Here is a 16,658-nt window from a genome sequence, read left to right as displayed (position 1 = left end):
CCGTCGCTGTGACCCGTCACAAACCTCGAACGGCGGTGGTGAAGGCCATTGACGCGGCCATGACGGTGGCTGATCATCGGTACGCCCCCGTCCACGCCGCTCCCCGAGGTGCCCTTGCGAGCCGTTGCCCGATTCCTGGCGCCGCTGGCCGCCCTCGTGCTCGTCGTGGCGTCGACGCCGGCGCCCGCGCAGTCCTCCACGGGCGCCGCCGCCGGGTGCGACCCGATAGACCCCGGCGCCTGCCTGCTGCCGTTCCCCAACGACTTCTTCACCGTCGCCGACGGCGGCACCGCCACCGGCCGCCGCGTCGCCTTCCCCACCGAGGCGATGCCCAGGTCGGCCGCCGGGGTGCCGATCGCGCCGGCCGAGTGGAACCGCGGCGACGGCTTCTCACCGGGCTCGATGCTCCTGGCCCTGGTGCCGGGCCTCGACCTGGCCAGGACCGGGGCGGCGCCGATCACCGACATCGGCAGGTCGCTGGACAGGCACGCGCCGATCGTGCTGCTCGACCTCACCACCGGCGAGCGCTGGCCGTACTGGGCGGAGCTGGACGCGGGCGCGCCGACCGGGCGTCAGGCGCTGATCGTGCGCCCGGCCCGCAACCTGCGCGAGGGCCACCGCTACGCGGTCGCGCTGCGCGGCCTCCGCGACGCCTCCGGGGCGCCGATCCCGGCCGGTCCGGCCTTCGCCGCGATCGCCGGCGCGCAGCTGCCGCCGGGCCACGAGCTGCGCGAACGGCAGCGGCAGCTCCAGCCGGCGCTGGCCGGGCTGCGCCGGCACGGCGTCGGCCGCGACGGGCTCCACCTCGCCTGGGACTTCACGGTGGCGAGCGAGCGGGGCCTGGCCGGCCGGGCGCTGGCGATGCGGGACGAGGCCCTGGGCGAGCTCGGCGGGCGGTCGCCGGCCTTCGAGGTCACCTCCGTCACCGACTTCACGGCCGAGCAGGACGACGAGATCGCGCGCCGCGTCGAGGGCGTCGTCCGCGTGCCGAGTTACCTCGACCAGCCCGGCGGGCCGCCGGGCTCGGGGATGCACTACGGGCCCGACGGGCGTCCGGCCAGGCTGCCGGGCAACGAGCAGGCGGCGCCGTTCCGCTGCGAGATCCCGCGTGTCGCCTTCACCCGCCCGGCCAGGCCGTCCCTCTACGGCCACGGGCTGCTTGGCAGGCAGACGGAGGTGGGCGCGGGCAACGTCAAGACCATGGCCCAGCGGCACGGCTTCGCGTTCTGCGCCACCAAGTGGATCGGCATGGCCGACGAGGACATCCCCAACGTCATCGCGACATTTGCTGACATGTCGCGGTTCCACACCGTTCCTGATCGTACGCAGCAGGGATTCCTCAACTTCATGTTCCTGGGCCGCGCCATGACCGCGAAGGACGGGTTCGTCGCCCATCCGGCGTTCCGCACGGCCGCCGGCAGGCCGCTCGTCGACGTCCGCCAGGATCTGGTCTTCGACGGCAACAGCCAGGGCGGCATCCTCGGCGGCGCGCTGGTCGCCCTGTCTAAGGACATCCGGCACGGCTCGCTCGGGGTGACCGGCATGAACTACAGCACCCTGTTCAACCGCAGCTCCGACGCGGCGCCCTTCCAGGCGGCCTTCGACCGGAGTTACCCCGACCGGCTGGACCAGCAGCTCATCCTCGCCCTCATGCAGATGCTGTGGGACCGCGGCGAGGCCGACGGCTACGCCGCGCACATGACCGGCGACCCGTATCCGGGGACGCCCCGGCACCGCGTGCTCATGCAGGTGGCCTTCGGCGACCACCAGGTGGCCACCGTCACCGCCGACGTGCAGGCCCGGACCATCGGCGCCCGGCTGCGGACGCCGGCGCTGGCGCCCGGCCGTTCTCCCGACGCGACGCCCTACTGGGGGCTGCGGGGCTTCCGCGGCGCGCACCCCGGGTCGGCGCTGGTCATCTGGGACAGCGGGACCCCCGCGCCGCCGCTGACCAACACCCCGCCCGTCGAGGGCACCCACGGCACCGATCCGCACGAGGACCCCCGGCGCACCCCGGCCGCGCAGCTCCAGAAGGCGATCTTCCTCAAGACGGGGGTCGTGGTGGACGTGTGCGGCACCGAGCCCTGCCGGTCGGACCCGCGCTGACCGGCGGCCCCTCGTCCCCGTGGAACGTCGAGCTCGGGCAACGGCCGGCGATGATCGACATGGTCACGACCACCGCGGTGCCCGGCGTACCTGCGCCGTCCGGCCATTCGCGGCCCACGTGCAGGGACGGCACGACCGGACGGCGGGACGAACGCCACCGCCGCCCGGGGACGTCACCGCCAGCGCGGGCCGGTGAGGGCCGTCATGCCCCCAGGCGTCCCGGCCGTCGCTGACCGACCGCCGACCACCCGCTGACGGGACCGAGGGGTACGGCCCCTAGGGTGAAACGACGGTAACGGTCTGACCTGCAGGGGGTCAGCGGAGACGCGGAGGGGTCGGCGACGATGACGGTTGCTGAGGGGGGCTTCGCCATGCCCGCGATCGGGCGCCGCGAGGTGCTGGGAGCCGCCGGAGTGGCGGCCTGCGGGCTGGCGGTCGCCGGGTGCGGCACGGGGGACGCGGAGGCCAAGCAGGTGCCCGGGATCAAGGGGCAGGTCATCGCCAAGACGGCCGAGGTGCCCGTCGGCGGCGGCACGGTGGTGCGCAAGTGGAAGATCGTCGTGACCCAGCCGACGGCGGGCGTCTACAAGGCGTTCAGCGCGCTCTGCCCGCATCGCGGATGCTCGGTCGGATCGCCCGAGGACAACGTCATGAGGTGTCCGTGCCACGGCAGCGAGTTCGCCGCCGACACCGGTCAGGTGATGACGGGGCCCGCGACCGGCTCGTTGATCGCCTATCAGGTCAGGGTCGAGGGCGACGGCATCGTGGTGGTCTGAACAGGTAAATGTGCGTGGTGCGGCGGATTGGGAGACGCCAGGCTGAACCGGCATCGGGGAGCTGGACGTACCTGAAGTGAAACCCAATACCTGGGAGGACGCACCATGACCGAATCGACGCGCCGGGCGGTGGTGTTCGGAGCCGGAGGCGCCGGGCTGGCTGCGGTTCTGACCGCCTGTGCCAGCTATGGTTCGCCCACTACCGAGGCGGTGGTGGATCCGGCCGAAGAGCCCGCCGGCGACGAGGCGTCGTCAGCCGCTCCGAAGAAGAAGGCCAAGGCGCCGAAGGCGCTCGCCGACATCAGCGACATTCCCAGCGGTGGCGGCAAGATATTCGAGAGCCAGAAGCTGGTCATCACCCAGCCGACGGAGGGGGAGTTCAAGGCGTTCAGCGCGACCTGCACCCATCAGGGCTGCACGGTGGCCAGCGTCTCGAACGGTGTGATCAACTGCCCTTGCCACGGCAGCCAGTTCAAGATCGAGGACGGTTCGGTGGCCCAGGGCCCCGCCGGCGAGCCGCTCGCAGAGAAAAAGATCAATGTGTCGGGAGGCAAGATCAGGCTGGCCTAAGGCGTTATTCATCAATTTCTCACGTGCGTGCGCTTGGGTATGCCGCATGGGACAAGACCTTCAGAGCCGTAGAACAGTGATCGCCGGCGTCGGTGTGGGTGGCCTGGCGCTGGCCCTGACCGCCTGCGGCGAGACTCCGGCCGCCGCGCCCTCCGCGAGTGCGCCGGCGGCCGGTTCGCCGTCCTCGTCGAGCGCCGCGGCGGCCGGCGGAGAGCTGGCCAAGACCGCCGACATCCCCGTCGGCGGCGGCACGATCTTCAAGGACCAGAAGATCGTGGTGACCCAGCCGACGGCGGGCGAGTTCAAGGCCTTCAGCGCGACCTGCACGCACAAGGGCTGCGCGGTGGCCAGCGTCGAGAACGAAACCATCAACTGCCCGTGTCACGGCAGCAAGTTCAAGATCGCGGACGGTTCGGTGGCCCAGGGGCCCGCGACCGAGCCGCTCGCCGCGCAGGAGATCAAGGTGGACGGCGACCAGATCACGCTCGCCTGAGCCCGGCCGCCCGCCGTACCTGGTCGAACGTACGGCGGGCAACCTTGTCGGTGCGGGCCATTAGGCTGGAATCGTGGCGAGATCAGCGGGCAGCCCCTTGAGTTTCCGGCCCAGACCAGGCTCCATCCCCGATTCCCCCGGGGTCTACCGGTTCCGCGACGCCCACGGCCGAGTGATCTACGTCGGCAAGGCCAAGAGCCTGCGCCAGCGGCTCAACTCCTACTTCGCCGACTTCTCCGCCCTGCATCCGCGCACGCAGTCCATGCTGACCACCGCCGCCGACGTCGACTGGACGGTCGTCGGCACCGAGGTCGAGGCGCTGCAGCTCGAATACTCCTGGATCAAGGAGTTCGACCCGCGCTTCAACGTGAAGTACCGCGACGACAAGTCCTATCCCTACCTCGCGGTCACCATGGGCGACGACTTCCCGCGCGTGCAGGTGATGCGCGGCGCCAAGCGCAAGGGCACCCGCTACTTCGGCCCCTACTCCCACGCCTGGGCCATCCGCGAGACCGTCGACCTGCTGCTGCGCGTCTTCCCGGTGCGCACGTGCAGCGCGGGGGTCTTCAAGCGGGCCGGTCAGATCGGCAGGCCGTGCCTGCTGGGCTACATCGACAAGTGCTCGGCGCCGTGCGTCGGCAGGGTGACCCCGGACGAGCACCGCGACCTGGCCGAGGACTTCTGCGACTTCATGGGCGGCAACACCACCCGCTTCATCAAGCGCCTCGAAAAGGACATGCGCCAGGCCGCCGCCGAGCAGGAGTACGAGCGCGCCGCCCGGCTGCGCGACGACATCCAGGCGCTGCAGAGGGCGCTGGAGAAGCAGGCGGTCGTGCTCGGCGAGAGCACCGACGCCGACGTGATCGCCCTGGCCGAGGACCCGCTCGAGGCCGCCGTCCAGGTGTTCTACGTGCGCGGCGGGCGCATCCGCGGCCAGCGCGGCTGGGTGGTCGACAAGGTCGAGGAGACCACGCCCGGCGAGCTGGTCGAGCAGTTCCTGCTGCAGATGTACGGCGAGGCCAGCGCCGAGTCGATGCCCCGCGAGGTCCTCGTGCCCGTGCTGCCGCCCGACGACGAGGCGGTCGTCGAGCTGCTGTCGGAGCAGCGCCGGGCCCGGGTGGACGTCCGGGTGCCGCAGCGCGGCGACAAGAAGTCGCTGATGGAGACCGTCGAGCGCAACGCCAAGGAGTCGCTCGCCCAGCACAAGATCCGCCGCGCGGGCGACCTGACCACCCGCAGCAAGGCGCTGCAGGAGATCGCCGACGCGCTCGACCTGGACCAGGCGCCGCTGCGCATCGAGTGCTACGACGTCTCCCACCTGCAGGGCGAGAACGTCGTGGCGTCGATGGTGGTGTTCGAGGACGGCCTGGCCCGCAAGGGCGAATACCGCCGCTTCGCCGTCAAGACCAAGGAAGGCGACGTCGCCTCGATCCACGAGGTCATCATGCGCCGCTTCAGGCGCTATCTGGAGGAGCGCTCGGCCACCGGCGAGCTGGCCGCGGAGGACGACGCCCACGGCCCCATCGACCCCGAGACGGGCAAGCCGCGCAAGTTCGCCTACCCGCCCAACCTGGTCGTCGTCGACGGCGCCGGGCCGCAGGCCGCCGCCGCGCAGCGCGCGCTCGACGAGCTCGGCATCGACGACGTGGCCGTCGTCGGCCTGGCCAAGCGGCTGGAGGAGGTGTGGTTGCCCAGCGACGACCAACCAGTGATCATGCCTCGCTCAAGCGAGGGCCTCTACCTGCTGCAACGCGTCAGAGACGAGGCACACCGGTTCGCCATCACCTACCATCGAGCCAAGAGGTCCAAGTCCGTGAAGGAGAGCGCGCTCGACAGCGTGCCCGGCCTCGGACCGGCGCGCCGTCAGGCGCTCCTCAAGCACTTCGGCTCCGTCAAGAAACTGCGCGAGGCCACCGCGGAGGAGATCTGCGAGGTCCCGGGCATCGGCCCGGCCACCGCCGACGTGATCGTGTCGACCCTGAAGGGGGAGGGACAGTGAACACCACCGAGCCGGCGTTCGTCATCGTCACCGGCATGTCGGGTGCGGGGCGGAGCACCGCGGCCAAGGCCCTGGAGGACCTCGGCTGGTTCGTCATCGACAACCTGCCGCCGGGGCTGCTGTTCGCCATGGCGGAGGAGGCGGGCAAGGTCAAGCTCGCGGCCGACAAGGTCGCCGCCGTCGTGGACGTCCGCAGCCTCGCCTTCACCACCGACCTCAACGCCGCCATCGAGGAGCTCGAGGGCAGAGGCGTCCGCGTCCGCGTGGTGTTCCTGGAGGCCAGCGACGAGGAGCTGGTGCGCCGCTTCGAGAACGTGCGCCGCCCTCACCCGCTGCAGGGCGAGGGCCGCCTGGTCGACGGCATCGCCCGCGAGCGCGGCATCCTGCGCGAGGTGCGCGCCAACGCCGATCTGGTCATCGACACCTCCGCGCACAACGTGCACGAGCTGCGCAACAAGATCGTCGCCTACTTCGGCGGCGAGGACCGGCCCGGCCTGCGGGTCAACGTGGTGTCCTTCGGGTTCAAGTACGGCCTGCCGGTCGACGCGGACCTCGTGGTCGACTGCCGGTTCCTGCCCAACCCGCACTGGGTGCCCGAGCTGCGGCCGATGAACGGCATGGACCCGGCCGTGCGCGACTACGTGCTCGGCCAGCCCGGAGCCAAGGAGTTCCTCGACGCCTACGAGGAGGTTCTGCAGGTCATCGCCACCGGTTACGCGCGCGAGGGCAAGAGCTACGCGACGCTGGCGGTCGGCTGCACGGGCGGCAAGCACCGCAGCGTCGCCATGGCCGAGCAGGTCGCCGGCCGGCTGCGAGATCGCGGCATGGAAGTTCAGGTGAGCCACCGGGATGTGGGGCGGGAGTGACCGCTGAACGCCACGGCCCGGCCGGGAGCGACTTAAGCCGGACGTCGACCTGGGCGAGGGCGCAGCCTCCGCCCGGCGGCCCCAAGGTGGTCGCCCTGGGCGGCGGTCACGGCCTCTACGCCTCGCTGTCGGCGTTGCGCGCGGTGACCGACGGACTGACCGCGGTGGTCACCGTCGCCGACGACGGCGGGTCCAGCGGCAGGCTCAGGCGCGAGCTGGGCGTCCTTCCCCCGGGTGACCTGCGGATGGCGCTGGCCGCGCTGTGCGGGGACGACGAGTGGGGCAGCACCTGGAGCGAGGTCGTCCAGCACCGCTTCCGCAGCGAGGGCGACCTGCACGGGCACGCGGTGGGCAACCTGCTCATCGTGGCGCTGTGGGAGCTGCTCGGCGACCCCGTCGCCGGGCTCGACTGGGTGGGCCGGCTGCTCGGCGCGCACGGCAGGGTGCTGCCGATGGCGTCGGTGCCGCTCGACATCGTCGCCGAGGTGGAGCTCGACGGGGTGATCTCCATCGTGCGCGGTCAGGTGGCGTGCGCGCTGACCCCCGGCCGGGTGCAGGCGATCACACTGGTCCCCGAGGACCCGCCCGCCCGGCCCGAGGCCGTCGAGGCGGTGTTGGAGGCCGACTGGGTGGTGTTCGGGCCCGGCTCGTGGTTCACCAGCGTGCTGCCGCACCTGAAGGTGCCCGAGCTCGCCCGGGCGCTGCACCGCACCACGGCCAAGAGGCTCGTGACGCTCAACCTCGCGCCGCAGGCGGGCGAGACCGACGACTTCTCCCCGCAGCAGCACCTGGAGGTGCTCAGGCAGCACGCCCCCGGCCTGGCACTCGACGTCGTGCTCGCCGACGCCGGAGTCGTCGACGACCTCGACGCCCTGGACAAGGCCGCCGCGGCGTTCGGCGCGCGGCTGGTCATGGCCGACGTGGCCGCCTCCGACGGCTCCCCGAGACATGACCCACGACGTCTTGCCTCCGTCCTGGACGAGATTTTCCTCCAGAAGCGTTGATCCTGGTCGGCGCGGCGAAAAGGTGCGAGAGACTGCTGAGAGCCGGTCTGAATGGGGGAGGACTAACGCTTATGGCGATGACGGGTGTGGTGAAGGACGAGCTGAGCCGCCTGCCGGTGTTGAAGCCCTGCTGCCGCAAGGCGGAGGTGTCCACGCTGCTGCGGTTCGCCAGCGGCCTGCATCTCGTGGGCGGGCGCATCGTGATCGAGGCGGAGCTCGACACCAACGCGACCGCACGACGGTTGATCAAGGACATCGGCGAGGTGTTCGGCCACAAGGCGGAGGTTCTCGTGCTCGCGCCCGCCGGGCTGCGCAAGGGATCACGTTATGTCGTGCGCGTCTACCGTGACGGTGAGGCGCTCGCCCGCCAGACGGGGCTGATCGACAACCACGGGCGCCCGGTGCGCGGCCTGCCGCGTCAGGTCGTGGCGGGGGCGTCCTGCGACGCGGAGGCGGCCTGGCGTGGCGCCTTCCTCGCCCACGGCTCGCTCACCGAGCCGGGACGGTCCATGTCGCTGGAGGTCACCTGTCCGGGGCCGGAGGCGGCGCTGGCCCTGGTGGGCTCGGCCCGGCGGCTGAAGATCCACGCCAAGGCCCGGGAGGTGCGCGGCGTGGACCGCGTCGTGGTGCGCGACGGCGACGCCATCAGCGCGCTGCTCACCCGGCTCGGGGCGCACGACAGCGTGCTGGCCTGGGAGGAGCGGCGGATGCGGCGCGAGGTCAGGGCCACCGCCAACCGGCTCGCCAACTTCGACGACGCCAACCTGCGCCGCTCGGCCCGCGCGGCGGTCGCGGCGGGGGCCAGGGTGCAGCGGGCGCTGGAGATCCTCGGTGACGAGGCGCCCGAGCACCTCGTGGTGGCCGGGCGGCTGCGGGTGGAGCACAAGCAGGCGTCCCTGGAGGAGCTGGGCCAGATCGCCGACCCGCCGCTGACCAAGGACGCCATCGCGGGCCGGATCAGGCGGTTGCTGGCCATGGCCGACAAGCGCGCCTCCGACATGGGCATCCCCAACACCGAGGCCAACCTCACGGTGGACATGCTGGCGCCCTGACGTGGGGACCGGGTGTGCCCCGCCCTTCAGGGGGAGACGGACGGGGACACACGGGGCGGACGTGGAGGGGCGGGTCAGGCGGGGTCGCGGTCCTGCGGGAGGAAGAGGCTGCCCGTCGGGCGCGAGGCGGGCTTGGACGTCTGGAGGGGCTCGAACGGGGCCCGATACTCCGGCTCCTCTTCCTCCACCGCCTTCGCCGGGTCGGTCGTGGCTGCTCCGAGGCGGCGTACCCGGCGCACCCGCAGGGTGACGAGCGTGAGGGCCACCAGGGCGGCCGCGGCGACGGACGTCCACGCCAGCCAGGAGACCTCCAGCGGGTCGCGGAAGAGCGCGGCCGCAGCGGGGACGGCCTCGACGAAGGTGTCGAGGGTGAGGCCCGGGTAGGAGGCCGCCGTGCCCTGGGGCAACTGGTCGACCGGCGGGAAGCGGGCGTCCTGCGCCGCCCGGCCCGCGGTCAGGCCGAGCGCCGTGGCGGCGCCGGCGTACAGGGCTGCCATCGGGGGCAGCGTGCGCGCGCCTGGCCGTACCAGCACCATCGCCTGCACGACCAGCAGGCCGGCCACGACCGACAGGCCGATGACGAAGGGGATCCCATCGGCGAACGTGTGGAGGGAGCGTGGCAGCCATGGCGTGAAGAAGATGCCCGCGCCGACCCCCGCCGTGCCGAGCAGCATGGCGAGGAACCCGATCATCAGTCCGGGAAGCAGGCCGGACCGCTTGTGTGACATCTCAGCCCCCAGAGAATGCCTGAATTTACTCCGACGAGTCGGGCACTTTACTCGAACCTCGCAAATTGTGCGTCATTAACGGCGATTCACAAGGCGGGGGTGGCAATGGTCTAAACCAATCTGGGTCCGATAGGGTTCGAGGGTTGAGGTATCAGCCCGCCATCACGTACGAGGAGATCGGTTCCGTGAGCATCCGCGTAGGCGTCAACGGCTTCGGCCGCATCGGTCGCAACTTCTGGCGCGCGGTCGCCGCCAGTGGCAAGGACATCGAGATCGTCGCGGTCAACGACCTGACCGACAACGCGACGCTGGCCCACCTGCTGAAGTACGACAGCATCCTGGGCCGCCTGCCGTACGAGGTGAAGGCCTCCAGCGACGAGATCACGGTCGACGGCAAGGCGATCAAGGTGTTCGAGGAGCGCGACCCGGGCAAGCTGCCCTGGGGCGACCTCGGGGTCGACGTGGTGGTCGAGTCCACCGGCCTGTTCACCGATGCCAACAAGGCCAGGGCGCACGCCGACAACGGCGCCAAGAAGGTCATCATCTCCGCCCCGGCGAAGAACGAGGACGTCACGATCGTGATGGGCGTCAACCACGACGCCTACGACCCGGCGCGGCACACCATCGTCTCCAACGCCTCCTGCACCACCAACTGCCTGGCCCCGATGGCGAAGGTGATCCACGACACCTTCACCATCGAGAAGGGTCTGATGACCACCATCCACGCCTACACGCAGGACCAGAACCTGCAGGACGGCCCGCACAGCGACCTGCGCCGTGCCCGCGCCGCCGCCCTCAACGTGGTGCCCACCTCCACCGGCGCCGCCAAGGCCATCGGCCTGGTCCTGCCCGAGCTCAAGGGCAAGCTCGACGGCTTCGCGATGCGCGTGCCGATCCCCACCGGCTCCGCCACCGACCTCACCGTCGACCTCGGCCGCGACGTCACCGCCGAGGAGGTCAACGCCGCGATCAAGGCCGCCGCCGAAGGTCCGCTCAAGGGCATCATCAGCTACACCGAGGACCCGATCGTCTCCTCCGACATCGTCACCGACCCGGCCTCCTGCATCTTCGACTCCGGCCTGACCAAGGCCATCGGCAACCAGGTGAAGGTCGTGGGCTGGTACGACAACGAGTGGGGCTACTCCAACCGCCTGGCCGACCTCATCGAGCTGGTGGGCAAGGACCTGTGATCGGAGGCCGGCCGAGCGGGCGGGAGGAACCCAGTTGCGCAAGCTAGACGATCTTGATGTGAAGGGACGGCGCGTGCTCGTGCGCGTCGACCTCAACGTGCCGCTCGACGGCGAGACGATCACCGACGACGGGCGCATCCGCGCGTCTGTGCCGACGATCAGGACCCTGGCCGAGTCCGGGGCGAAGATCGTCGTCTGCGCCCACCTCGGCAGGCCCAAGGGCCGGCCGAAGCCCGAGTTCTCGCTGCGGCCGGTCGCCGTCCGTTTGGGCGAGCTGCTCGGCCAGGACGTGGCCTTCGCCACCGACGTGGTCGGGCCGAGCGCGCACAGCACCGTGGAGGCCCTCCAGGAGGGCCAGGTCGCGCTGCTGGAGAACCTGCGCTACGAGCCGGGTGAGGAGTCCAAGGACGACGCCACCCGCCACGCCTTCGCCAAGCAGCTCGCCGGGCTCGCCGACCTCTACGTGGGCGACGGCTTCGGCGCCGTGCACCGCAAGCACGCCAGCGTCTACGACGTGCCCGCGCTGCTGCCGCACGCGGCGGGCACGCTGATCGTGGCCGAGGTCGAGGTGCTGAAGAAGCTCACCGAGGACAGCGAGCGCCCCTACGTGGTCGTGCTCGGCGGCGCCAAGGTCAGCGACAAGCTCGGCGTCATCGCCAACCTGCTGACCAAGGTCGACAGGCTGCTCGTCGGCGGCGGCATGGCCTACACCTTCCTGGCGGCCCAGGGCCACGAGGTCGGCAACTCGCTGCTCCAGGCCGACCAGCTCGACCAGGTGCGCGGCTTCCTCACCGAGGCCGAGAAGCGCGGCGTCGACCTGGTGCTGCCCGTCGACGTGCTGGCCGCCACCGGGTTCGCCGAGGACGCCCCGTACGACGTCGTGCCGGCCACGCGGATCCCGGCCGACCGGGAGGGGCTCGACATCGGCCCCGAGACCCGCGAGCTGTTCGCGGCCAAGCTGGCCGACGCCAGGACCGTCTTCTGGAACGGCCCGATGGGCGTGTTCGAGTTCGAGGCGTTCTCCGGCGGCACCCGCGCGGTGGCCGAGGCGCTGATCGCCTCCGACGCCTTCACCGTGGTCGGCGGCGGCGACTCGGCCGCCGCCGTACGCAAGCTCGGCCTGCCGGAAGACGGCTTCTCGCACATTTCCACCGGTGGTGGGGCGAGCCTGGAATACCTTGAGGGCAAGACCCTGCCCGGACTCGCCGCCTTGGAGGACTGACTTGAGAAAGCCGCTCATCGCCGGCAACTGGAAGATGAACCTCAACCACCTCGAAGCGATCGCGCTGGTCCAGAAGATGGCCTTCGCGCTCAATGACAAGGACTTCGACAAGGTCGAGGTGGCGGTCCTGCCGCCGTTCACGGACCTGCGCAGCGTGCAGACGCTCATCGACGGCGACAAGCTCCGCCTCGTCTACGGCGCCCAGGACCTGTCCGCGCACGACGCCGGCGCCTACACCGGCGAGATCTCCGGCGCGATGCTGGCCAAGCTCGGCTGTACGTTCGTCCTGGCCGGGCACTCCGAGCGGCGCCAGTATCATCGCGAGGACGACGACCTGGTCAACGCCAAGACGCAGGCCGCCTTCCGCCACTCGCTGACCCCGATCGTGTGCGTCGGCGAAGGGCTGGACGTGCGGCAGGCGGGCGGCCACATCGCCTACACGCTCGGCCAGCTCGACGGCGCGCTGCGCAAGATCTCGGCCGATCAGGCAGGATCGATGGTGGTGGCCTACGAGCCGGTGTGGGCGATCGGCACCGGCGAGGTGGCCACTCCCGAGGACGCCCAGGAGGTGTGCGGGGCACTGCGAGTGCGACTCGCGGAGCTCTACAACCCCGAAGTGGCCTCGGCGGTCCGTATCCTTTACGGTGGCTCGGTCAAGTCGGGAAACATAGCGGGGATCATGTCTCAACCGGATATCGACGGCGCGCTCGTGGGCGGTGCCAGCATCGATGCCGTGGAGATCGTGAAGATCTGTCGTTTCTCCGATATGCCCGGCTAACTGAGTCGTTCCGGGGGTGCGACTTGACATCAGGCCGTACCCTCAAGAAGCAAGTTTGAATCGTCACGCGTAACAGAGCATTGAAGGAACTGGCATACCGTGGAACTCGGAATCTCCATCGCCCTCATCCTGGCGAGCCTGCTCATGATCCTGCTCGTCCTGCTCCACAAGGGCAAGGGTGGCGGCCTGTCTGACATGTTCGGCGGCGGTTTCTCGTCGAACTTCGGCGGTTCCTCGGTGGTGGAGCGCAACCTGGACCGCCTGACCGTCATTACGGGCGTGGTCTGGTTCGTCTGCATCATCGCTCTGGGCCTGCTCGTCCGGCCCTGAGACAAGTAAACGCGTGACAGTGATTCTCCCCCCGTGTCTCACGGGGCGATCGAGCGAGGAGTTCATCCGTGGGTAGTGGCAACGCGATCCGTGGCAGCCGAGTCGGTGCCGGCCCTATGGGGGAGGCCGAGCGCGGCGAGGCAGCTCCGAGAGTGCGGGTCTCGTTCTGGTGCGCCAACATGCATGAGACGCGCCCCAGCTTCGCCAGCGACGCGGCGGTCCCCGAGCTGTGGGACTGCCCGCGATGCGGGCTCCCGGCCGGCCAGGACGAGGAGGCCCCGCCTGCCCCGCCCCGGAACGAGCCGTACAAGACGCACCTGGCTTACGTGAAGGAGCGCAGGAGCGACAAGGACGGCAAGGCGATCCTCGAAGAAGCGCTGGAGCGCCTGCGCAACAACAAGTCCCCCTGGTAGGGCGGACGCACACGAGCAGGGCCCCGGCGACGCGATCGCCGGGGCCCTGCTCGTGTCACGGCCTTTCGTAGACCGGCGTGCCGTCGACGAAGGTCATGCGGACCTCCGTGGTCCAGATCTCCTTCTCGGGCAGCGCGAACGGGTCGCGGTCCAGGACCACCAGGTCCGCCGGGCGGCCCTGCTCGATCACGCCGGCGGGGGAGCGGTTGATCCAGGCCGAGCCCGCCGTGTAGGCGGTCATCGCGGTCGCCAGGTCGATGCGCTGCCCCGGCAGGAACGGCGTCTGCGCCGTCGGGTAGTCCGCGTGCACCGAGCTGCCCGGCTCGGTGCGGTTCACGGCCACGTGCATGCCCTGCAGCGGGTCGGCGTTCGACACCGGCCAGTCGCTGCCCGCGCAGAACCGGGTGCCGTGCGACAGCAGGTCGGCGAACGGATACTGCCAGGACGAGCGGGGCTCGCCGAGGAACGGCAGCGTCAGCTCGTCCATCTGGGCGTGGTGCGTGGCCCACAACGGCTGCAGGTTGGCCGTGACCCCGAGCGCGGCGAAGCGCGGCACGTCCGACGGCTCGATGATCTGCAGGTGCGCGATGTGGTGGCGGCCGGCCGGATCGGTGCCCTCGAAGCTGTCGAGCGCCTCGCGTACCGCCCGCTCGCCGATGGCGTGGAAGTGCACCTGGAAGCCCAGCCGGTCCAGCTCCGCGACGTACTGCCTGAGCTTGGCCGGGTCCACGTACGACAGGCCCGTGCCGCCGCACTTGCAGTAGGGCTCCAGCGTGGCGGCGGTGAAGTTCTCGGTGATGCCGTCCTGCATGATCTTCACCGAGGTCGCCGCGAAGCGGTCCAGGCCGGCGGCGGCGGCCCGCCGCTCGACCAGGGAGTCGATCTGGTCCAGGCCGCGGGTCCTGTCCCACCACAGCGCGCCGACGACGCGCGCCCGCAGCCGGCCCGAGCGGGCCGCCGACAGGTAGGTGGGGAGCTGGTCGTCGGAGCCCGCGTACGAGCCCACGATCGCGTCCTGCCAGCCGGTGATGCCCAGTGAGAACAGGTGCCGCTCGGCCCACGCCAGCGCGGCGTCGAGGTCCTCAGCGGCCGGACGGGGGGTCAGCAGGCCCACCAGGTCCATCGCGCCCTCGTGCAGGACGCCGCTGGGCAGGCCGCCGGCGTCGCGCTCGATCCGCCCGTCGGCCGGATCCGGCGTGTCCCCGGTGATTCCGGCCAGCTCCAGTGCCCGGCTGTTGACCCAGGCGGCATGGTGGTCGCGCTGGATCAGGTAGACCGGCCGGTCCAGGGAGTCGAGCTGTTCCCGCCTGGGCAGCCCGCCGGGGAACGCCGACATGTCCCACCCGCCGCCGTCGATCCACTCCTTGTCGGGATTGGCCGCGGCGTAGGCGTGCACGGCGGCGAGGTAGGCGTCCAGCCCGTACAGCTCCGACAGGTCGCACTTGGCGTGCTCGAGCCCCGCCTGGATCGGGTGGATGTGCGCGTCGGTGAACCCCGGTACGAGCAGCCCGCCGTCCAGGTCCACCGTCTCGTGCGCCGGGGCCAGGCGGGCGAGCTCCCGCTCCGACCCCACGGCGGCGACCGTGCCGTCGCGTACCAGCACGGCCTCGGCGAAGCCGCCGCCGCCGATGAACGCGCGTCCGCCCCGGAAGAGGATGTCCATGAGAGTCGTCTCCTGTCAGTGGCCGGTGATCTGGTCGGCGAGCCGGGCCAGGACGGATGTGCGGGGCATCGAGCGCTCCCGGTGGTCGGCCAGCCGGTAGAGGCGGTACATCGCGTGCACGCCCAGCCAGCGCAGCGGCTCCGGCTCCCACGCCCGCACCTCGCGCCCCACCCAGGGCAGCGACGTCAGCGCCGTCTCCTCGCCCAGGACCAGGTCGCGCAGGGTGCGGCCGGCCAGGTTGGAGGTGGTCACCCCGTGACCGGTGTAACCGCCGGCCCAGCCGAGCCCGGTCGACGGGTCCAGGTGCACGGCCGAGCACCAGTCACGCGGCACCCCGAGCACGCCCGACCAGGCATGCGCGACGGAGGAGGAAGCGGCAGCGGGGAAGAAGTCCGTCAGCAGATCCCAGAGGGCCGCCACGGTCCGCTCGTGGGTGTGGCCGCGGGCGTCGACGCGCGAGCCGTACAGGTAGGGCCGGCCCCGGCCGCCGAAGGCGATGCGGTCGTCGGCGGTGCGCTGGGCGTACATGTAGTAGTGCGCCAGGTCCCCGAGCAGCTCGGCGCCGTGCCAGCCGGTCGACTCCCAGAACGACGCGGGCAGCGGCTCGGTGACGATCATGGAGCTGTTCATCGGCAGCCACTGCCGCCGTAGCCCCTTCAGCCGCGAGGTGAAGCCCTCGGTCGCGCGGATCACGTGGCGGGCGCGCACGGCGCCGTGCGGGGTCCGCGCCAGGTGCGGCTCGATCCGCGTGACGGGCGTCCCCTCGTAGATCGTCACCCCGAGGTCGCGCACGGCCCGCGCCAGGCCCCGGGCCAGCTTGGCGGGCTGGATGCGCGCGCAGTGCGGGCTCCAGGTGGCGGCCACGGCCCCGGCCACCCGCAGGCGCTCGCCCGCGTCGACCAGCCGCAGGTCGTGCTCGGTGATCCCCCAGGTGCGGGCGGCCGACACCGAGGCCCGCAGCCGGGCCGCCTGGGAGGTGGAGCGTGCCACGTTGACGACGCCGTCCTTGACGATGTCGGCGTCGATGCCCTCCTTCTCGCAGACGGCGATCACCTCGTCGATGGAGGCGTACATCTCGCGCTGCAGCCGCCGGGCTTCCCCGATCCCGTGCGTCTTCGCGTAGCGCTCGTGCGAGCCCGCCAGGTCGCCGGTCAGCCAGCCGCCGTTGCGTCCCGAGGCGCCGAACCCGGCGAACTCCTGCTCCAGCACCACCACCTCCAGCGAGGGGCTGGCCTGCTTGAGGTAGTAGGCCGCCCACAGCCCGGTGTAGCCGGCGCCGACGATCGCCACGTCGGCCTGGATGTCGCGGTCGAGCGGGGGGCCGGGGGCGGGCATGCCGGAGGAGTGAAGCCAGAAGGACACATCGCCGTTAACGAACCCGGACGACAAGGGAACATGCACGCTCATGACGCCATATCCTGCTATATCCGGATAAGTGAACGCATCTTGCCACGAATTTCGTGAGGAA

General features: G+C 71.1%; 16 protein-coding genes. 13 read left to right on the top strand and 3 right to left on the bottom strand.

The window, feature by feature from the left end; genetic code table 11:
- The first annotated feature begins 108 nt into the window (after window positions 1–108).
- The 8 genes from V5E28_RS22410 to whiA all read left to right on the top strand — a co-directional run bounded on the left by V5E28_RS22410 (window position 109) and on the right by whiA (window position 8,866).
- Window positions 109–2,106: a hypothetical protein gene (locus V5E28_RS22410; protein WP_442945851.1), complete on the top strand. Its 1,998-nt coding sequence runs from the start codon at window positions 109–111 to the stop codon at window positions 2,104–2,106.
- Window positions 2,107–2,450: 344 nt separating this feature from the next.
- Window positions 2,451–2,882: a Rieske (2Fe-2S) protein gene (locus V5E28_RS22405; protein WP_336208968.1), complete on the top strand. Its 432-nt coding sequence runs from the start codon at window positions 2,451–2,453 to the stop codon at window positions 2,880–2,882.
- Between the two features lie 105 nt (window positions 2,883–2,987).
- Complete coding sequence (locus V5E28_RS22400; RefSeq protein ID WP_336208967.1) at window positions 2,988–3,452, top strand: Rieske (2Fe-2S) protein; 465 nt, start codon at window positions 2,988–2,990, stop codon at window positions 3,450–3,452.
- Between the two features lie 76 nt (window positions 3,453–3,528).
- Window positions 3,529–3,945 carry a Rieske (2Fe-2S) protein gene (locus V5E28_RS22395; RefSeq protein WP_336208966.1) on the top strand — a complete coding sequence of 139 codons (417 nt, stop codon included), beginning with the start codon at window positions 3,529–3,531 and terminating at the stop codon, window positions 3,943–3,945.
- Between the two features lie 97 nt (window positions 3,946–4,042).
- Complete coding sequence (gene uvrC / locus V5E28_RS22390) at window positions 4,043–5,944, top strand: excinuclease ABC subunit UvrC (protein ID WP_336209003.1); 1,902 nt, start codon at window positions 4,043–4,045, stop codon at window positions 5,942–5,944.
- The gene (rapZ, locus tag V5E28_RS22385) at window positions 5,941–6,810 is read left to right on the top strand and encodes an RNase adapter RapZ (RefSeq protein WP_336208965.1); all 870 of its coding nucleotides are present in this window, start codon (window positions 5,941–5,943) and stop codon (window positions 6,808–6,810) included. Before uvrC ends, rapZ begins: the two co-directional genes overlap by 4 nt.
- An 86-nt stretch (window positions 6,811–6,896) precedes the next feature.
- Complete coding sequence (locus V5E28_RS22380; protein ID WP_336209002.1) at window positions 6,897–7,814, top strand: gluconeogenesis factor YvcK family protein; 918 nt, start codon at window positions 6,897–6,899, stop codon at window positions 7,812–7,814.
- Window positions 7,815–7,885: 71 nt separating this feature from the next.
- On the top strand, window positions 7,886–8,866 hold the full coding sequence (gene whiA / locus V5E28_RS22375) for a DNA-binding protein WhiA (RefSeq protein WP_336208964.1): 981 nt from the start codon (window positions 7,886–7,888) through the stop codon (window positions 8,864–8,866).
- 74 nt (window positions 8,867–8,940) lie between these two features.
- Here the strand turns inward: whiA and V5E28_RS22370 are convergent, their stop codons facing one another.
- The gene (locus V5E28_RS22370) at window positions 8,941–9,594 is read right to left on the bottom strand and encodes a hypothetical protein (RefSeq protein WP_336208963.1); all 654 of its coding nucleotides are present in this window, start codon (window positions 9,592–9,594) and stop codon (window positions 8,941–8,943) included.
- A 185-nt stretch (window positions 9,595–9,779) separates the two neighbouring features.
- Here V5E28_RS22370 and gap point away from each other — a divergent pair, with 185 nt between their 5' ends.
- The 5 genes from gap to V5E28_RS22345 all read left to right on the top strand — a co-directional run bounded on the left by gap (window position 9,780) and on the right by V5E28_RS22345 (window position 13,527).
- Window positions 9,780–10,784 carry a type I glyceraldehyde-3-phosphate dehydrogenase gene (gene gap / locus V5E28_RS22365; RefSeq protein WP_336208962.1) on the top strand — a complete coding sequence of 335 codons (1,005 nt, stop codon included), beginning with the start codon at window positions 9,780–9,782 and terminating at the stop codon, window positions 10,782–10,784.
- Window positions 10,785–10,818: 34 nt separating this feature from the next.
- The gene (locus V5E28_RS22360; RefSeq protein WP_336208961.1) at window positions 10,819–12,006 is read left to right on the top strand and encodes a phosphoglycerate kinase; all 1,188 of its coding nucleotides are present in this window, start codon (window positions 10,819–10,821) and stop codon (window positions 12,004–12,006) included.
- Between the two features lies 1 nt (window position 12,007).
- Window positions 12,008–12,784, top strand: a complete 777-nt coding sequence (gene tpiA, locus V5E28_RS22355; RefSeq protein WP_336208960.1) for a triose-phosphate isomerase — start codon at window positions 12,008–12,010, stop codon at window positions 12,782–12,784.
- A gap of 99 nt (window positions 12,785–12,883) precedes the next feature.
- Window positions 12,884–13,114, top strand: coding sequence for a preprotein translocase subunit SecG (gene secG / locus V5E28_RS22350; protein ID WP_336208959.1), 231 nt, complete (start codon window positions 12,884–12,886; stop codon window positions 13,112–13,114).
- 68 nt (window positions 13,115–13,182) lie between these two features.
- On the top strand, window positions 13,183–13,527 hold the full coding sequence (locus V5E28_RS22345; protein ID WP_336208958.1) for an RNA polymerase-binding protein RbpA: 345 nt from the start codon (window positions 13,183–13,185) through the stop codon (window positions 13,525–13,527).
- Between the two features lie 55 nt (window positions 13,528–13,582).
- On the opposite strand, the gene V5E28_RS22340 is transcribed toward V5E28_RS22345, so the two are convergent.
- A complete protein-coding gene (locus tag V5E28_RS22340) occupies window positions 13,583–15,190 on the bottom strand; it encodes an amidohydrolase (RefSeq protein ID WP_336208956.1) in 1,608 nt (535 codons plus the stop codon).
- A gap of 15 nt (window positions 15,191–15,205) precedes the next feature.
- Window positions 15,206–16,597, bottom strand: coding sequence for an NAD(P)/FAD-dependent oxidoreductase (locus V5E28_RS22335; protein ID WP_336208955.1), 1,392 nt, complete (start codon window positions 16,595–16,597; stop codon window positions 15,206–15,208).
- Between the last annotated feature and the right edge of the window lie 61 nt (window positions 16,598–16,658).

Origin of the sequence: Nonomuraea sp. LPB2021202275-12-8 (genome assembly GCF_037044575.1) — a bacterium.
Classification (GTDB): domain Bacteria; phylum Actinomycetota; class Actinomycetes; order Streptosporangiales; family Streptosporangiaceae; genus Nonomuraea.
Note: the sequence above shows the minus strand (reverse complement) of the source record. Positions and strands in the feature narration are given on the sequence as shown.